The following is a 17,330-nucleotide window of genomic DNA, read 5'->3' as shown; positions in this document are numbered from 1 at the left end:
CCATGAAGCCTTGGCGTAAAGCCCTCGTAAACAGCGACGTTACCCTGGAACAAGCCATCGAAGTTCTGGACAAGGCTGCTCTGCGTATCGCCTTGGTTGTCGATGCAAACGACAAGTTGCTGGGCACCCTGACAGACGGCGATGTACGCAGAGCGCTACTGAAACACTTGCCGCTGGAAACGCCGGTTAATCAGGTCATGAACCCGCAGCCCAAGACAGCCGAGCAATCGTGGACAGAGAGCCGCATACTGGCGGTCATGGAAAAGCATGAGTTACTGCAGCTACCGCTGGTTGACGCTGAAGGGCGGATTGTCGGCCTTGCCAACCTGCACGACATCTTGAACAAGCACCGCCACGATAACCCGGTCTTCCTGATGGCCGGTGGTTTCGGCACTCGCCTCCGGCCGCTGACCAACCATTGTCCGAAACCCATGCTTAAAGTGGGTGACAAGCCAATCCTTGAGCAAATCCTGTTGAACTTTGTGGAAGCCGGTTTTCATCGTTTCTACATCTCAACTCACTATATGCCGGAAGTGATCCGCGATTACTTCGGTGATGGTGAGAAGTGGGGCGTGAGCATTCAATACGTACACGAAGAAGAACCGCTAGGCACCGGCGGCGCACTGGGTTTATTGCCTCCCGACGAGATCGATCAACCATTGTTCATGATGAACGGCGACCTGCTGACCTCCCTGAACCTGCACAGCTTTCTGGAGTTCCACGAAACCCATAATGGCGTAGCCACCATGTGCGTGCGGGAATACGAGCACGAGGTACCTTATGGCGTGATTACCAGTGAAGGCACCCAGATTAAATCCATGGTTGAGAAACCTGTTCACCGGTTCTTTGTAAATGCAGGCATTTACCTGCTGGATCCAGCTCTGGTGAAAAGTGTGGAGCCCGGCACCCGGATTGATATGCCAACGCTGCTGGAACGGCAGATTGACGGCGGCAAGGCCGTGAATATGTTCCCGATACATGAGTATTGGTTGGATATTGGGCGGATGGATGATTTTCATAAGGCGCAAACGGAATTGCAGGATCGGTTAAATGGCTGATACTGGAGAAATTCTGGTTGTTATTCCCGCCAGGGGTGGAAGCAAGCGCTTACCGCGCAAAAACGTGCTGCCATTGGCTGGTAAGCCCCTGATTTGCTGGACTATCGAAGAGGCGCTGGATGCAAAGTTGAATGCTCGCATTATGGTAACCAGCGACGATGACGAAATTCTGGCCATAGCCCGGCAATACGAAAGCGAAGGCGTGATTGCGTATCAGCGGCCGGATAAATTGGCTACCGATAACGCATCCACCGCTGACGTTCTGATTGATGCGGTAAAAGCAGAGCAAGCGGCAGGGCATGACCCGAAGACGCTGGTGCTTTTGCAGCCCACATCACCCCTTCGTAATGCTGATGATATTCGGGCGGCTTTGGATGTCTTTCGGGAAGGTGGGTGTGAAGATACGGTTGTGGCCGTTTGCGAGGTTGATCATCCGACTGCCTGGGTTGGGACGATTGGTGATGCATCGAGGCTTGAGGGGATCGATCTTTCTGGGAAGCGTTCTCAGGATTACCGGAAAGAGTACCGGTTGAACGGGGCAGTTTACGTTGTCCGCACTGATTGCTTGGTGAGTTCGGGGTCGCTTTTTACGGAGCGTATGTGTGCTTCGGTGATGCCTCGAGCGCGGTCACTGGATGTTGATGAGGCTGTGGATTTTCGTATTTGTGAGAGTTTGATTGGTGGTTGATAACTTATTCCTTGTTGCATCGCCACTGCAGGCCTTGGTTGCTGTTGAGCTTAGTCTTCAGTTTAAGGGGCAAACGAATGGAATCATCTATCGGCTATGGGGGTAAGTCCAGTTTACTGGTCGATATGGAACCGGAGATCTGATGTGTAGCAAACTTGCATTTTTTGTCACTTAGCCTTTTTGAACACCATCGTTTAAGGTGATCGCATTATTTGATAAATAGATGCTACGTCCTCAATTGGTTGTGTTAGCCTCAAAAAATCGAGGACGTTGCGCCTAACAGGGACCGTTGTCCTTTAATCTACAGAAATTCAATAACCCTCAAAGGTGCCCCTGGTTGATGCGCTGGTACAAAGCTATCAGGAAAATCTTGGCTAACGAACCGGAAACCTGGCTCGCATACTTTCATGGCCAGCAGCTTCAGAGTATGCCCCACATGATTCGAAATAAACCAGTGCTCCGTGGCATATTTTGGCGTTTGTTCTATCTGCTTTTATGGATGTTTAAAGAGACCCGGTTTCGCTCAAAACCCTCGGTGAAAAGGGGACAAACTTGTAAATATCTAGTATTTGCCGATACAGTGAATCAGGCCAACTCTTTAAACGGCGTAGTCGATGCGTTACGAGAGCAGGGTGAACTGGTAGTGGCTATCTGCAAATCAAAGTTTCTTGGTCATCCTGAGCGAAAAGAACGTTATGTGCCTTACCATCTGGGACCCCTTGATGATATAAAGGGCTTGTACTTACTGATCACCCGTTGGCGGGACTTGACGGAAAGCCTGAGCGAGCAATCGCCAATTGCTGCTCGCTGGTATTTTGATAAGTTTTGCGCCAGCTATTTCTATCTGGTTTATTTTTACAGGCTCTTCAACAGGCTCCGCCCAGAATTTGTCATTACAGCAAATGACCATAACGTTCCCAACCGTTGTATGTTGGCAGTTGCTCACTACATGGGCATTAAAACTGTGTATCTTCAGCATGCTTCTGTTGGTAGGCTGTTCCCGGCGTTGCGTATGAACTATGCATTTCTTGATGGACAGTCCGCGCTGGATACTTATCTTGTGTGTGAGGGAAACCAACCTGCTTACCCGACAAGTGTTCCAGCCCCTTCAGTTTTTTTAACTGGTCAAAAAAAGAACCTTCGAATACAGAGGCCAGTGGATAAGCCGTATATCGGTGTTGCCGTTAATACTCTCGATAGGGCAGACTTGGTAGTTTGCTTTGTGAATGCTGTCATTGAGTCTGGTCGTGAGGTTTGTCTTCGTTGGCATCCGGCCCAAGCGCCTGCTGATATTAATCGCTATAAAAGAACATACGTGGGCAACTCCAAGGTTATTTTGAGTGATCCTAAAGTAGATTCGATTTCACAGTTCATGGAACGCCTGCATTGTTTGGTGGCCGGTAATACCAGCATTTTGCTTGAAGCCGCTGTTGCTAGAGTTTGTCCAGTTTATTTTGAGTACCAGCCCCCTGACACTCCTGATGTGTATGGTTTTGTTAAACACGGGTTAGCTCTTCATGCCCGTTCAGTGAATGAGTTTCTGAGTTGGCTCGACCTAGACAAACTAGGGCTCAATAAAACTGCAGTTCAGTACTATAGCGCCTCATTTGGGACTGAGTGGGAAGGAAGAGAAGGGAAGCTTGTGGCCGAGCATTTACTAAAACTGGACAGAAAGGTTTGTCCGAAGAGCCTCTGGGGGTTTCGGGACGTTAAGGCTTTTCGTTGAAGAGTCAGCTAGCCCGATCCTGCGGGTATTGCACGATTGTTAGAGGGGAAAAATTGAAGACAGTAGACTTTATTATTGTTGGAGCAATGAAGTCCGGTACAACCAGCCTGCACCATTGGCTCATGCTCTCAGATCAGATTTATATGAAAAAGCAGGAGATTCACTTCTTTGACCGCGCTGATAGATACGCCGAGAATCTAGAGCGGTATAATAAGTTTTTGGGGCTTGATGAAAGTGTAGATGATAATGTTCGAGTGGGAGACGATACTCCATCCTATTCTTATGTTCAGGAAGTGCCTTGTCGAATACATAAAGTTTGTCCCCGAGCTAAAATTATTTGGATTTTGAGGGATCCTTTGGAGCGAAGTATCTCGCAATATTGGCACTCGATGAGAAGAGGTGGAGAAACACGAAATATCGACCAAGCCTTTAGAGACGAGCTGGAAGGTAGAGAAACTGATAAGTGGAAGCTGTATTTGTATCGCTCTAAATATTTGTGGCAGATAAAGAATTATCTTGAGTATTTCGATCAGAGCCAAATGTTGTTTGTTGATTTCGAGGAGTTTGTGAGCGGAGGAGGCAGCGAACGTAAAAAGGTGACCGATTTCCTTGAAGTTGAAGAAATAGAATCACCAGCTCCCCATTCTAACAAAACAGTATTCTTTCCTAGGCCGAAAATAAATCAAGTAATTAATTCTCTCGGTGTGCTCCCAGAGAAGGTCGCCTTGGGGATTAGAGCGGTTTCGGGGTATAGAAGAATCACTAGGCCAAGGTTGAGTGAAGAAGTTGCTGTCGCGGCCCGAAAATACCTCGAAGAGGATATTGAAGAACTTTCAAAGATAACAGGGCTAAAGGAATACCGAGGCCGTTGATTCGTAGAGAAACGAGGTTGCTCACAACATCTTTCGCCCACTAAGCGAGGTCGCCTTAAAGCATAGACGGAGGCTGGTTCTGAGACCATTGAGCTAACCCCGAAAGAGCGGTGACCGTGGGGTGGGGAAGTGCGTTTCTGAGTTCTGGGGATGGGTGCTAATATGGCCTAAAATGGGGCAGACGAAGGCTTTTACTGACCCCTGAGTAAACCGCATCATAAAATTGGGTCAGAAGAAAGATTTCTTCTGGCCCCGTCTTCAAGGACGCGCCCATGCACTACAGCTCCATACTCCCTGATGTCCTCAAAATCGCCGACGAGGCCAGCGAGAAAGTCCTCCACATCTACGAATCCGACTTCAAGGTTCGCTATAAGGAAGACAACTCGCCGATCACCGCTGCCGATGAAGCCGCCCATGAGATTATCTACAAGGGCCTGCGCAACATCAGCCAGGACATCCCCGTCCTCTCGGAAGAAGGCAAGAGCATTCCATGGGAGGAGCGCAAGCACTGGCGTCGTTTCTGGTTGATCGATCCCATCGATGGCACCAAGGACTTTACTCAGCGTAACGGCGAGTTCACCGTCAACATCGCCATGATCGAAGACGGCCAGCCGGTGATGGGCGTCGTCACTGCCCCGGCTCTCAAGACAGCCTACTGGGGCATTGTCGGCGAGGGCGCGCACATGCGTGATCGCACCGGTAAGATCCACCGTATTCGCGTGGCTGAGCCGAGAGACACCAAGCGAGTAGTGGCGAGCAAAAACCACATGAACGATGAAACCCTCGCCTTCATCGAAAAGCTCGGCGACCACGAACTGGTCCAGGCCGGCAGTTCCCTGAAATTCTGCCGCATCGCCGAAGGCCACGCCGATATCTACCCGCGCATGGGGCCGACTAGCGAGTGGGATACGGCCGCAGCTCATGCGATTCTGGTTGCTGCCGGTGGGCAGGTACAAACATTGGAAGGTGAGCCGTTGCGGTATGGCAAAGAGGATATTCTGAACCCCTGGTTTGTCGCGGCGGGGAGTTGGTATTTTTGATGCGAGTAACTCAGGGGTCTGATGAAAACTTTCATCTGGCCCCATCTTTAACTCAAACTCCCAAACCGAACCAAACGGATTTGAAATGACCTGGTACGCCATCCAACACAAACCCGCCCAAGGCGACCGAGCCGTCCAACATCTCCAGAACCAGGACATCCCCTGTTTCTACCCAAAGATCGAGGTCGAAAAAATCAAGGCTGGCAAACGCACCAAAAAGCTGGAGCCTTTGTTCCCCGGCTACCTCTTCGTCAACCTCGAACAAACCAACCCCGTCTGGGCCAAGCTCCGCTCAACGCGCGGCGTTATCCGCGTCGTCGGCTTCTCCAACAATCCTGCGCCCATCGAAGATGAGGTCATCGAGCACATTAAAAACAGCCTCGATAAGGTAACTGAGAAGGGTGGCATCAAAGCCGGAGAACCGGTCGAGCTGGATGAAGGTCCCTTCAAAGGCATCAACGCCATCTTCCAAGCCTATGACGGAGAGGAGAGGGCGATCGTGCTCATCAACTTTATGCAGAAACAGCAGATGGTGAAGGTGCCTGTGGCGTCGATTCGGAGATAGGTTGAACATGGGGTCAGAAGAAGGTTTTCTTCAGACCCCTTTGCACAGGGGTCTGATGAACTCCGTTCATCTGACCCCAACTTCAGTCTTACTCAGAGTGAAAATCCAACCCCGGGGTCAGAAGAAAGCGTTCTTCAGACCCCTAGATAATTCACATCCTCACCCTTTAACAATCCTTTACACATCTAACTACCTGAATCCTGTCAAATCGAACTATCTGTCACTTGCCTGCAATCACACATCACGTAGAATTGCGTCACAATTCCGAAACATATCCAAATAACTAAAATCACCTGACAGGGACCAAGTCGGGGCATTTCTCAGCTCCCGCCCTCGCTTTGCCCCTGCAAAATTGACGAATATCATGACCTCAAAACACTGGACCCTGGTCGGTGGGGCGGTAGCGTGCCTGAAACCGGTCTTTGTGACTGGTCTTGCGCTGGCTGGCCAACAGGCTTTCTCCGCAGATCTCGCCTTCCCGGGCTATAGCGGTTACCTCAATGTTCCCTCCGCGACGGTGCTCGGTCACGGTCAGGCCGCAGTCCAGTATTCGGACCAGGCGCTGGAAACCCGCACAACCACCTCCGGTGATGCCTACGGCTACTACAACAACGTCGGTGGCCTGTTTGGCATTTTCCCCAACGTGGAAGTCGGCGGCCGGCTAACCTGGGATCGGACCCAGGCCAACTGTTACGCCGAAGATTGCGGCATCCGCGACCTCTCCGCGAACATCAAGGTTCAGGCCCCATTTATCCCGGAAGAGTGGTTCACCCTGGCCGCCGGCGTTCAGGACCTCGGCGGTGAAACGGACGATTTCGAATCCGTCTACGTTGTCGCCGGCCGCCAGTTCGGCCCCGTGGAAATTTCTGCAGGCTATGGTGACCCTCAAAAGTCAGATCGCTATCTCGACGGCCCGTTCGGTGGCCTCTCTTACAAGCCTTTACCCTGGTTGAATGTCATGGCCGAATACGACAGCCAGGATGTTCGCCTGGGTCTGGGCGCCAGCACGCCCGAGGGCCTGTTGCCGTTGGGCATGCGGATCAACGGCAAAGTCCTGGCCTACGACGAAGGGGATACCGAGAACGACCGCAATTTCTTCTCCCTCGGCGTTTCCATTCCCTTCGGCAACGAAGCCAGAAAACAGCATCTCCAACTGCCGGACGAATACGCAAACGCAGCTTCCGGGCCCGAAACCACGACGTCCAAAATTGCCAGCCAGGTCGAGCCCCAAACAGAGCCATCAATAACTGAACCGGCTGCAACTGCAGAAGCATCTGCTGCCAACACCGAAGCAGGCCAAAACGAAAGCAGCGAACTCGCCCGTACCCTCGGCCAGCAACTGGTAGCCGCCGGCTACGACCGAGTCTCCGTCGCCAGCCGTGACGATGTTCTTCATATCCAATGGGAAAACAATATCTACACCCGCGACGAACGCGATGCCATCGCCGATGTCGCCCGCACGGCGCAAGCTTTGGGTGGCTTCCACAGAACCGCCAAACTCACCCTGTTGAACCAGAACTTCCCGGTCGTCGAACGCACCATTAGTCTCGACAGTCCCGAGCAGGGCGCCCCAGCCAAAATGCTGGCCGCGGACTACGCGCCGGATACCCTGTTCCATATGGACGAACCAGAATGGGACTTTCAAGGCAGCTACGGCCCCACCTGGAAACCCCGCATCACCCTGAGCCCCACAATCACCTCCGGCATCGCCACGGAATACGGTGTGTGGGACGCCTCCGTGGGCATCAGCGCAGAAACCTCCGTCTCCTTGTGGACCGGGGCCCTGGCTTCCGCTACCTATAACGCGGAAGTGTACGCCACTGAAGATTTCGAAAGAGGGGGCGTGTTCTACCAGGATCGCCAACGCACCGACCTGACCGAAGCCGAAATCCAGCAAACCTTCAAACTGCACCCGCAGCTCTATACCAGCGTCCACGCCGGCCGCTACGCCACAGACTGGAACGGCCTGCTGAATGAAACCCTGCTGCTCGGCCCCAACGGTCGACACAGCCTGGCCTACGTAGGCGGTGCCTTCGAGCATGCGGATTACGACAACGTCGAGCGCAACCAGATGCTGGCCCGTTATAGCTACTACAACCCGAAGCTGGACACCCAGGTGGATGTCTATGGAGGCCAATTCTTCGAGGAAGACACCGGCGTCCGTATTGACAGCCGCTTCTGGTTTGGCGACTACGCCCTGCAACTGTCGTACAAGAACACCAATGCCGAGTTCATTAGCCTCGGCTGGGTCATCCCGCTGACACCCGAGAAAACCGGCCAGTTCCGATACGCCCAGATTCGAGGCGACGCGGACTGGAACTACAACGTCCAGACCCGGATCAACGAGGACCAGAACCTGACTTCCTTCGGTGGCGCCAGGGTCATCGAATCGGCCAACCCGATCCGCTCCGTCTATTTCAACCGGGGCCGATTAACCAACCAATAGAGATCAGCGGAAACCCCAAACAATCTGTATGAGGTTGTAAACGTTGCGTTTCCGGTTCGCTTCTCTATAGTGAAGGGCACTGAGCCCTTTGATAAAAAGCAACACAAAAAAGACGTGCTAACGCTCATTCAGGAGATTAAGAGGCTAATATGACTCAGTTCAAGAAAGGATTGTTCACGCGTAACCTGATGGCCACTGCCATCCTGGCCCCGATGATGATTGTTGCGGGTTGCTCCGACAACGACGGCTCCCCGCTGCCCCCGGGTGAGACTCCCAGCGGCGTGTCTGACGGCGTTGTATATGATGGCTACCTGGTAGGCGCCACCGTTTGTGTGGACGAGAACCTGAACAAAACCTGTGACGTGGGTGAGCCGAGCACCACCACCGGTGCGGGTGGCCAGTTCAGCCTGGTGGGCCTGACTGACGCTCAACTGCTGACTCCGCTCGTACTGGAATCGAATGAGAGCACCATTGATGAAGACACCGGCGCGCAAGCTGATCCGAATCTGAAATTCCTGGCCCCGGCAGGCAGCACTGCGATCAGTGGCTTCAGCACTATCATACAGATGAAGGTCGAGAGTGCCCTGGCCGCTGGCTCAACAGCTACGTTGGCTCAACTTAAAGCTGATGCAGCCTCGGAGCTCGCCACCGAGCTGGGTGTATCTGTCGATTTGACCACTTATGATCCGATCGCCGCGTTTACAAGTGCCTCCGGAAGCGATAAGCGTACCGCTGCTGAGCTGCACCTGATCAACCAGGTATTGAGTGCCCAGATTGTTGATCTGATTGCAGATGTGGACGTGGTTCTGGAGTCCAATCCGGACCTCAGCGAAACTGCTGCTTTCGGTGCACTGGTAGAAAGCCTGATCCCGGCCAATGTAGCGGCAGTCGTGCAGGAATTCTCTGATGGCGGCGCTACCGCGAATGATCTGGATGGGTACAATGCCGAGACAATCATGAGCTCCGGCTCTGGCACTTATGAAGCCCCGGCTGCTCCCGACGCACAAGCCATCGATGAGCAGGCAACTCAGGATGCGGCTGCCCAAGCGGAACTTGAGGACGCAATCACGACCGAGGAACCGCCCACCGGTGCAACCGGCGGCACAGGCTCATAAGATAACAGCCAGCGCAAAAAGGAAAGGGGCTGGCAACGCCAGCCCCTTTGTTAATTCTGTAAATCCAATTTCCAACCACGGAACCTCAATCCCGGATGAAAGCCCTATTTTCCCTGCTCATAATCCTCAGTCTCTCTGGTTGCGCTGTCATACCCGGAGCCCACATCCCTTATGATCAGGATGAAGACGAGAGCATGGATCTGGACAAGATGGTCAACATCTACACCATCACTCCAAAGCTTTTGCAGGAAAAGATGGCGAAGCCTGACTCAAATCCCGTCCTTAACCGGAAGCTGGAATCTGAGATCAACAGCTACGATTACGAGGTAAACCGGGGCGACGTTCTGAACATCACCGTCTGGGATCATCCCGAGCTCACTATTCCCGCTGGCGGAGACCGCAGCCCCTCCGAAGCCGGCAACTGGGTCCACAGCGATGGCACCATCTTTTACCCCTATGTTGGCGAAGTAGAAGTCGCCGGCCTGAAAGTCACCGAGATTCGAGAAATCCTCCGGGAGCGTCTGGCGGAATACATTGAATCACCGCAGGTGGACGTGACCGTAGCGTCCTTCCGCTCCAAGCGCGTTTACCTGACCGGCGAATTAAAACAGCCTGGAACCCAACCAATTACCAACGTACCCCTGACACTCCTTCAAGCTGTCAGCAACGCCGGCGGTCTCACCGAAGTAGCGGACTGGACCAATGTCACGCTCACCCGCAACGGCGAAACCAAACGCTATTCGCTGCGTGAACTATACAGACAGGGCGACACCCGAGAAAATGTATTGCTTCGCCCGAACGACATCATCCATGTGGCCCGTAACGATGCCGCCAAAGTTTTCGTTCTGGGTGAAGTTGGCCAGCCAAGCAGCCTCAACATCGGTCGCTCAGACATAACCCTTGCCGAAGCCCTCGCAGATGCCGGCGGTTTCGCGCAGGCCACCGCGGACGCCAGTGGCGTATTCGTAATCCGTAAGGCGCCCGAGGAAACGGGTAAAATCGCCGAGGTGTTCCAGTTGCACGCACGTAACGCCACTGCATTGGTACTGGCAGATCAGTTCACTCTGCAGCCGCGGGATATCGTCTACGTAACCGCAGCGCCCATCGCCCGCTGGAATCGCCTGATCGCACAGATCGTACCCACCGCCCAGGCCGTCTACTTCTTCGCCCGGGCTGAAGACGAAGTAACGACCAACGACTAAAACGATGTTCAATAACATCCTCATCGTGTGCGTAGGCAACATTTGCCGCAGCCCCATGGCAGAATACCTGCTGCGGGCCCGGCTGCTTGAACACAGCGGCAAACAAGTACACTCCGCCGGTATAGGCGCACTGGTGGACAAACCAGCAGATAACACCGCCGTGGAATTGCTGAAGGAGCGGGGCATAGACGCCACTGCACACCGGGCAAGGCAAGTCACTCAAGAAATGCTGGCTAGTGCCGACCTGATCCTGGCCATGGAGGAAGGCCACCTGAAGCGCCTGCACGAAATCGCTCCGCAAATTCGCGGCCGAGCCTTCCTGTTGGGCAAATGGCAGAACAACCGGCCGGTGCCAGACCCCTACCGCCAGCAGCGCCCGGCCTTCGAACACGTGTTCAAACTGATAGACCAAGCCACCGAAAGCTGGCTCAAATACCTGGGTAACTGAATTACATGACCGACACCACCGCAACCAACCCGAGCTACCAGACCAACGCCCCGCAAGACGACGAAATCGACCTGCTCGCCCTGCTTGGTACCCTCTGGGATGGCAAATGGCTGATTGCCGCCGTAACGGTGATATTCACCGCTATCGGCGTGTTCTATGCCCTGATTCAGCCGCCGGTGTACCGGGCCAACGCTCTTATCCAGGTAGAAGAAAAGCAGGGTGGCCTGCCGGGCATGGAAGAGCTTGGCGGATTGCTGGAAACACCTTCCAACGCTGAAACAGAAATCCAGCTCATCAAGAGTCGTCGAGTATTGGGTGAGGTGGCAGACAATCTGAACCTCGATATTACGGCAACACCCGATTATTTCCCCCTGATTGGCGCCACGATTGCGAGGCGATACAACGGTGGTGAAGGCGAACTGGCCGAACCGCTGTGGGGTGATGGTTATGCCTGGGGTGGAGAAAAGCTCACCATCACCCGCATGGAAGTGCCGTCGAGAACAGGTACGTTCGTCTTGAAAGCCGGAGATGACAATAATTGGCGTCTGTATAACGAAGAGGAAGAATTGATTCTTGAGGGCAAGTCCAACAGTCCAGCGGAGGCAAACGGTTACGCTTTAATGGTTACTGAATTGGTGGCTCTTCCCGGCACCCGCTTCAATGTGTCCAAGCGGAGCCAGTACACGGCGACGATGGATCTCCAGAAGGCGGTTTCTGCTTCCGAGAAAGGCAACGGTTCCGGAATCATTGAGCTGGCCTACGAAAGCACTGACCCAGCCATGGCCGAACAAGTGCTAGCGGCAGTCGGGCAGAATTACGTGCGCCAAAACGTAGAACGAGCCAGTGCCGAGGCCGCCAAATCCCTGGAATTCCTTCGCAACTCCCTACCGGAGGTAAGAAGGGAACTGGAGACCGCGGAGCAAAAGCTGAACCAGTACCAGGTGGAAGAGGAAACCATCGACATTACCGCGGAGGGTACGGCGCTCCTTGAGCAGATCGTGGACCTTGAAACCCGGATCTCCGAACTGGAGTTCCAGCGTGCGGAAATTGAGCAGCGATTCCAGCCCACGCATCCTCGTTACAAGGCTTGGGCCTCCCAGATGGCGGAACTGAAGCAGCGCCGAGCTGAGCTGAACCAGCGCCTCAGTGGCCTTCCCGAGACCCAGCAGAGACTGGTCCGGCTGCGCCGGGATGTAGAAGTGGGCAACAAAATCTACCTGCAAATGCTCTCTAATATCCAGCAGCTGGACATCGCTCGGGCCGGCACTGTGGGGAACGTGCGGGTAGTGGATGAGGCCGCAGTAAATGCCCAGGCTCCAGTAAAACCCAAGCGGGCCTTGATCGCAGTCGTGGCCCTGCTGCTGGGCGGCTTGATCGGCACCGGCATCGTACTGGTGCGGGCCATGCTGAACCGCGGTATAGAAAAACCAGACGACATCGAAAAACTTGGCCTGCCGGTATATGCGACTGTACCATTGTCTGAAACCCAGGCCGACATGGCGAAAAAGAAACGCGGCCGGAAAGAACACGCCTCCGGCTTGCTAGCCGAAGTGAATCCGGCAGACCTGGCTGTGGAGAGCCTACGCAGTCTGCGCACCAGCCTCCACTTCGGCATGATGGACGCCCGCAACAACATCCTCATGATCTCCGGCCCTAGTCCCGGCGTGGGCAAAACCTTTGTATCTGTTAACCTAGCTGCTGTAATGGCCATGGCCAACCAACGGGTACTGTTAATCGACGGGGACCTGCGCCGCGGCTTCTCCCATGATGTGTTCAATGTAAATAACGACAAGGGGCTTTCGGACCTGCTAGCAGGCAAAGCAACGCTGGAAGAAGCCACAGAACATAGCAATGTAGAAGGCCTGGACTTCATGAGTCGGGGCACCGTACCGCCCAACCCGTCAGAACTGCTGATGAGCAAACGGTTTGACGAGTTCCTCAAAAAAGCCAGCACCAACTACGACCTGGTCATCGTAGACACCCCGCCCATCCTTGCGGTAACCGACGCGGCCATCGTAGGCAAACATGCCGGTACCACCATGCTGGTAGCCCGCTTCGGCACCAATCCGGCCAAAGAACTGGAACTTACCAAGCGCCGCTTTGAACAAAACGGCATAGAAGTAAAAGGCGTAATCTTCAACGCCGTAGAAAAGAAAGCATCTAACTATGGTTATGGTGGGTACGGTTACTACAACTACGTCTACAAATCCGCGAGGTAGGGCGGTGGGACGTTGTTGCAAGCAGCCCCCTCACAAAAAACTATCAGTCTACAATCGTGGCTTGGCCCTACCCAAACTCCCGGGATGATCATCAATCAAGTTCATCTCGCGGCATCTAACCCCCGGACACTTCAAAATTGAGCCTAAGAAAACAGCTAATTAAAAGCTTCATGGGTGTAGGAGCCATAAAGCTTCTCTCTATACCCATCGGCTTGGCAACAAGTATCATCCTAGCTCGAACTCTCGGCCCGGAGGGGTTCGGCCAGTACACTTTCATAATGGCGCTGGTTCCACTTATCGCCCTACCGATAAGTGGCGGCCTCCCGCAGCTCCTAACCAGAGAAGTAGCAACATTTGCCCATTCAAAAAGCTGGGCATTGTACCAAGGTGCCTTGAGAGCTTCTCACGTATGGGTCTTAATGGTAACTGCAGCAATAGTCATCGGCTATTGGATGCTGGGGTTAGAATATAATTTCGTACCAACTGACGGTAAATGGTCTTTGCTTCCCATAGCTTTGCTATTGGTACCGCTTGGCGGTTTGGCTGCAGTTCGAGTCGGCACAATCAAGGGCCTTGGCTTGCCTGCTTACGCAGAGGCACCTGGCCAGCTTATTCAGCCGGCGGTAGTGTTGGTGTTGTTTGCTATTCTGGCTTGGCAAGGCATTCTTGATGCCGAAGTAGCAATCTGGAGTCAAGTACTAGCAGCGGCATTTGTATTTTTGCTCGCTAGCTGGATGTTTTTCAAAATCCAGCCAAGCGAGGCTAAGAGGGCTGAGGCGGTCTATCGGCTAAAGCATTGGAAAACCGCCTTGCTGCCCTTCACTATGATTGCGCTGGTGGGTGTTATGAACGCCCAGATCGGAATAATTATTCTAGGTGTGCTCAGTACGGACGAGCAAACCGCTGCTATGCGTGTTGCAGAGCGTGGTGGGCAACTTGTTGTAATGTCGCTAACGCTCGTAAACATGGTAATTGCTCCATACATCGTGCGTGCCCACAGAGATGGTGATAAGGCTTTGCTCCAAAATCTTGCGCGAAAATCAGCCCGTGGTAGTTTCCTCTTTGCTCTTCCGGTTGCAAGCGTTCTAGTTTTTGGTGGCGAACCACTGATTCGGTTCGCATTCGGCGCTGAGTATTCAGGAATTTCATATTGGCCGGTCGTCATAATCGCGGTTGGACAACTATTCAACGTTTTCTTCGGTTCTGTTGGGTACATATTGTCAATGACCGGTTACGAGAGAGAAACCCTCAAAGGCCAGGTGCTAGCTGTCCTTATTAACTTAATCCTTTGCCTTGCTCTTGTGCCGTCATTTGGTGCTATTGGCGCCGCCATGGGCATTGCATTGGGAATTATTTCTTGGAACACACTTTTGCATAAGATGGTCAAGCGTCATATTGGTATTAACGCTGCGGCTTTCTAATTGCGCCCGCTGATAACCGTTAGAGTTTGGTATGTTAAAAAGAGTTTTGTTGAAAGGCACGTCTATCTACCAGCAAGCACTATTCCCTTATACTCTCGCAGGTTTAAAGAGAAAAGTTATTTTCGTGCATATTCCAAAAGCCGCTGGGACAGCTGTGCGAGTGGCTTTAGGGGAGCCCGTAACTGGTCGACAACACTTGCCATGGTGGGTATATCAACAAGCTTCACCGAAAAGGTTTAAAGAGTTTTATAAATTCGCCTTTGTGCGAAACCCGCTAGATCGTGCGTTTTCGGGGTATAACTATTTAAAATCAGGAGGAAATCAAGTCGGTGATCTTTCTGTTTCTGATTATCTTAGTAGATACAAAAGCTTTAATGAGTTCGTAGATGATGAGCTTTCAAAAGGCAGTATGATTTATCATCCAATATTCCGTCCACAAAGCTGGTACCTTTGTGATTGGAAAGGCGAAATCCAGGTTGATTTTGTAGGAAAGTTCGAATCGATTGATTCTGATTTTGAAAATGTTGCACGTAATTTGAAGTTATCACGCTTTAAAGGATTGGATTTAGTTAATAAGTCGCCGGCTAAATGTGAAGAGATCTCGAAGCACACGGAGCATAAGATCTTGGAGATCTATAAAAATGACTATAAAGTTTTCGGATACTAATTTTTGTGAACTAGAATGATATATTCTGGTTATTGTTTTTGGAAAAGAGCAAATTAATTGCTTTTTAAAAGTCATTGTTTTGTGAATAGTGCAGTCGTGGAATCAATATGACACTAATTGTGACGCTAACTTCAACCTCGACAAGGTTGCCGGTATTAAGGTACACGCTTCTCTCCCTTCTAAATCAGCAGTACCGGGCCGACAGAATAGCGTTGTGTATATCAAAAGATCCTTACCTGATTGATGAGGGCATTAGGGAGCTGCCGGTTTGGTTGGGTTCGATGGTCGACCGAGGCCAAGTTGAGATTGTCTGGGTTGAAAACACGGGCCCTTACAGAAAGCTATTGCCAGTATACCGTACGGCTAATGATGAAGACTGGATAGTAACTTGTGATGATGATGTTATATACGGCGAAGAGTGGCTATCTTCGCTCGTCCAGACTGCAAAGCAGCACCCTTCGGAAATTGTTTGTGGCAGGGCTCGTCGGCCGGCGAAAAATCCGCTAGGGCGAAGACAAAGCTATTTGAACTGGCAGGTTGTCCCTTTAGGTTCTAGGGGGAGGGATCTTTTGCCAATTGGAATTGCGGGTGTATTGTATCGAAAGCCATTGCTGGATAAAGACACTATGTTCAGTGAGGATTTTAAAGACCTAGCGCCGAAACAGGATGATCTTTGGTTTCATTTGGCGAGAAAAATGATTGGTACAGAGGTTATTGTTTCGCCAGAGGCAGGAAAGCATGTTTACCCGGTTGAAGCGTCTGGAGCGTTATCGGCTACCAACGCCTCGTCAAAGGTTTCTGCGTGGGATAAATTTTTTAAAGCGTTGTTTGAGCGTTTGGCATTAAAGTTTAAGGCCTATTTGGGAATATCCGTTTGCGATAACGATGTTGTAGTTAGACGGTTGGAGCAGTATGCGAGCTTTACGGACCGACTCTTTTGATTCGACGCGGTAGAAAATTGGAAACTTCGTGTCCAGAAAACGCAGCAATTAGACTGAATGGGTTGAGAAAGGGCACGACGTGCTGAAATCCGTTTCCTTGTTTCTATTTAGAGTGGCGAGCGGGGAACGAAAGTCAATGCCGGCCAGCTTAAAAACATTTTCCACATGATCCTCCCCTGACGTTAGGGTAACCCCACGTTGTGGGGTGGATTAAAAGTGATCCGATATGTGTTCCTGCGAAAGATAGATTGCTTTGATAAACCAAGGGAGAGCCGCTCAATGTTGTCAGCTTTGCTACAGTAGCTAGCATTCTCCAAAAGCATCCTCCGCCGTTTGGACACCCTGGTCTACAAGTGGGGATCACTGCGGGATTGCGTACTTTTGCGTTATTCTATGTATTATTGCGTCCCGCGAACCTAGTTCTCCATTTGCTCGTTGAAACTTATTTTTAGAACCCTGCTGACCACCCTGTTACCGTAGCCAGCTCAATAAGCTTTATACTTCAGCAGGGGCAAGTATTTGGGTTTCTTAGGAATATGTTTAAGAGGCACTAAGAAGTTAGTATAAGAGTAATAATACTCCAATCAACCCGATTTAATGGTCAGAATTGTACGCTGGAGATCCTATTGAAAGTTTTAATGATCCATCATGGTAAAGGTATCGGTGGGGCACCAAAGAGCATGAGCTATGTGGCTAAGGCGTTAGTGGAGAATGGTGTCGAAGTCGAGGTTCTGTTTCTTCAAAAGTCAAACGCTATAGAACTTTTTCAGGATATAAATTGTAAAAAAACGGTCCTTCGATATCCAGTATATTACTTCTATCATATGTCGAAATGGGTAAAGTTCTGGCAAATACATAAGTTGTTGGCACAGGCAGCCTCTCTTTTTTTGCATTTATTTTGGGTTGCACCTCTTTCTATTAA

General features: G+C 51.8%; 15 protein-coding genes. All 15 read left to right on the top strand.

What is annotated here, in order from left to right; genetic code table 11:
- Window positions 1-2: 2 nt before the first annotated feature.
- A complete protein-coding gene (locus ACQUTG_RS00075) occupies window positions 3-1,058 on the top strand; it encodes a nucleotidyltransferase family protein (protein WP_428917459.1) in 1,056 nt (351 codons plus the stop codon).
- Window positions 1,051-1,746 carry a cytidylyltransferase domain-containing protein gene (locus ACQUTG_RS00070; RefSeq protein ID WP_428917458.1) on the top strand — a complete coding sequence of 232 codons (696 nt, stop codon included), beginning with the start codon at window positions 1,051-1,053 and terminating at the stop codon, window positions 1,744-1,746. The genes ACQUTG_RS00075 and ACQUTG_RS00070 overlap by 8 nt, the downstream gene beginning before the upstream one ends.
- Before the next feature lie 340 nt (window positions 1,747-2,086).
- A complete protein-coding gene (locus tag ACQUTG_RS00065) occupies window positions 2,087-3,472 on the top strand; it encodes a hypothetical protein (RefSeq protein ID WP_428917457.1) in 1,386 nt (461 codons plus the stop codon).
- A 53-nt stretch (window positions 3,473-3,525) separates the two neighbouring features.
- Window positions 3,526-4,344, top strand: coding sequence for a sulfotransferase family protein (locus ACQUTG_RS00060; protein WP_428917456.1), 819 nt, complete (start codon window positions 3,526-3,528; stop codon window positions 4,342-4,344).
- A 272-nt stretch (window positions 4,345-4,616) separates the two neighbouring features.
- Window positions 4,617-5,384: a 3'(2'),5'-bisphosphate nucleotidase CysQ gene (gene cysQ, locus ACQUTG_RS00055; protein ID WP_428917455.1), complete on the top strand. Its 768-nt coding sequence runs from the start codon at window positions 4,617-4,619 to the stop codon at window positions 5,382-5,384.
- 85 nt (window positions 5,385-5,469) lie between these two features.
- The gene (gene rfaH / locus ACQUTG_RS00050) at window positions 5,470-5,949 is read left to right on the top strand and encodes a transcription/translation regulatory transformer protein RfaH (protein WP_428917454.1); all 480 of its coding nucleotides are present in this window, start codon (window positions 5,470-5,472) and stop codon (window positions 5,947-5,949) included.
- A 364-nt stretch (window positions 5,950-6,313) separates the two neighbouring features.
- A complete protein-coding gene (locus ACQUTG_RS00045; protein WP_428917453.1) occupies window positions 6,314-8,395 on the top strand; it encodes a YjbH domain-containing protein in 2,082 nt (693 codons plus the stop codon).
- A 149-nt stretch (window positions 8,396-8,544) separates the two neighbouring features.
- Window positions 8,545-9,510, top strand: coding sequence for a hypothetical protein (locus tag ACQUTG_RS00040; RefSeq protein ID WP_428917452.1), 966 nt, complete (start codon window positions 8,545-8,547; stop codon window positions 9,508-9,510).
- A 95-nt stretch (window positions 9,511-9,605) separates the two neighbouring features.
- The gene (locus ACQUTG_RS00035) at window positions 9,606-10,712 is read left to right on the top strand and encodes a polysaccharide export protein (RefSeq protein ID WP_428917451.1); all 1,107 of its coding nucleotides are present in this window, start codon (window positions 9,606-9,608) and stop codon (window positions 10,710-10,712) included.
- Between the two features lie 4 nt (window positions 10,713-10,716).
- Window positions 10,717-11,160: a low molecular weight protein-tyrosine-phosphatase gene (locus tag ACQUTG_RS00030; RefSeq protein ID WP_428917450.1), complete on the top strand. Its 444-nt coding sequence runs from the start codon at window positions 10,717-10,719 to the stop codon at window positions 11,158-11,160.
- Between the two features lie 5 nt (window positions 11,161-11,165).
- Window positions 11,166-13,379, top strand: a complete 2,214-nt coding sequence (locus tag ACQUTG_RS00025; protein WP_428917449.1) for a polysaccharide biosynthesis tyrosine autokinase — start codon at window positions 11,166-11,168, stop codon at window positions 13,377-13,379.
- A 137-nt stretch (window positions 13,380-13,516) separates the two neighbouring features.
- Complete coding sequence (locus tag ACQUTG_RS00020; protein ID WP_428917448.1) at window positions 13,517-14,800, top strand: flippase; 1,284 nt, start codon at window positions 13,517-13,519, stop codon at window positions 14,798-14,800.
- A gap of 31 nt (window positions 14,801-14,831) precedes the next feature.
- Window positions 14,832-15,467: a sulfotransferase family 2 domain-containing protein gene (locus ACQUTG_RS00015; protein WP_428917447.1), complete on the top strand. Its 636-nt coding sequence runs from the start codon at window positions 14,832-14,834 to the stop codon at window positions 15,465-15,467.
- A 107-nt stretch (window positions 15,468-15,574) separates the two neighbouring features.
- Entirely contained in the window at window positions 15,575-16,408 is an 834-nt protein-coding gene (locus ACQUTG_RS00010; protein ID WP_428917446.1) for a glycosyltransferase, read from the top strand.
- 626 nt (window positions 16,409-17,034) lie between these two features.
- Window positions 17,035-17,330, top strand: a 296-nt coding sequence (locus tag ACQUTG_RS00005; protein ID WP_428917445.1) for a hypothetical protein, incomplete at its 3' end; no start/stop codon positions are given.

Source organism: Marinobacter sp. DUT-1 (genome assembly GCF_050379415.1).
In the GTDB taxonomy this organism is placed as follows: domain Bacteria; phylum Pseudomonadota; class Gammaproteobacteria; order Pseudomonadales; family Oleiphilaceae; genus Marinobacter.
The sequence above is the reverse complement of the archived record's forward strand: the minus strand, read 5'-3'. Positions and strand labels throughout refer to the sequence as shown.

What these genes read in the sequence shown, in the direction of transcription:
- ACQUTG_RS00075 (WP_428917459.1), top strand. Translation starts at nt 3, where the DNA reads ATGAAGCCTTGGCGTAAAGCCCTCGTAAACAGCGACGTTACCCTGGAA.
- ACQUTG_RS00070 (WP_428917458.1), top strand. Translation starts at nt 1,051, where the DNA reads ATGGCTGATACTGGAGAAATTCTGGTTGTTATTCCCGCCAGGGGTGGA.
- ACQUTG_RS00065 (WP_428917457.1), top strand. Translation starts at nt 2,087, where the DNA reads ATGCGCTGGTACAAAGCTATCAGGAAAATCTTGGCTAACGAACCGGAA.
- cysQ (WP_428917455.1), top strand. Translation starts at nt 4,617, where the DNA reads ATGCACTACAGCTCCATACTCCCTGATGTCCTCAAAATCGCCGACGAG.
- rfaH (WP_428917454.1), top strand. Translation starts at nt 5,470, where the DNA reads ATGACCTGGTACGCCATCCAACACAAACCCGCCCAAGGCGACCGAGCC.
- ACQUTG_RS00045 (WP_428917453.1), top strand. Translation starts at nt 6,314, where the DNA reads ATGACCTCAAAACACTGGACCCTGGTCGGTGGGGCGGTAGCGTGCCTG.
- ACQUTG_RS00040 (WP_428917452.1), top strand. Translation starts at nt 8,545, where the DNA reads ATGACTCAGTTCAAGAAAGGATTGTTCACGCGTAACCTGATGGCCACT.
- ACQUTG_RS00035 (WP_428917451.1), top strand. Translation starts at nt 9,606, where the DNA reads ATGAAAGCCCTATTTTCCCTGCTCATAATCCTCAGTCTCTCTGGTTGC.
- ACQUTG_RS00030 (WP_428917450.1), top strand. Translation starts at nt 10,717, where the DNA reads ATGTTCAATAACATCCTCATCGTGTGCGTAGGCAACATTTGCCGCAGC.
- ACQUTG_RS00025 (WP_428917449.1), top strand. Translation starts at nt 11,166, where the DNA reads ATGACCGACACCACCGCAACCAACCCGAGCTACCAGACCAACGCCCCG.
- ACQUTG_RS00015 (WP_428917447.1), top strand. Translation starts at nt 14,832, where the DNA reads ATGTTAAAAAGAGTTTTGTTGAAAGGCACGTCTATCTACCAGCAAGCA.
- ACQUTG_RS00010 (WP_428917446.1), top strand. Translation starts at nt 15,575, where the DNA reads ATGACACTAATTGTGACGCTAACTTCAACCTCGACAAGGTTGCCGGTA.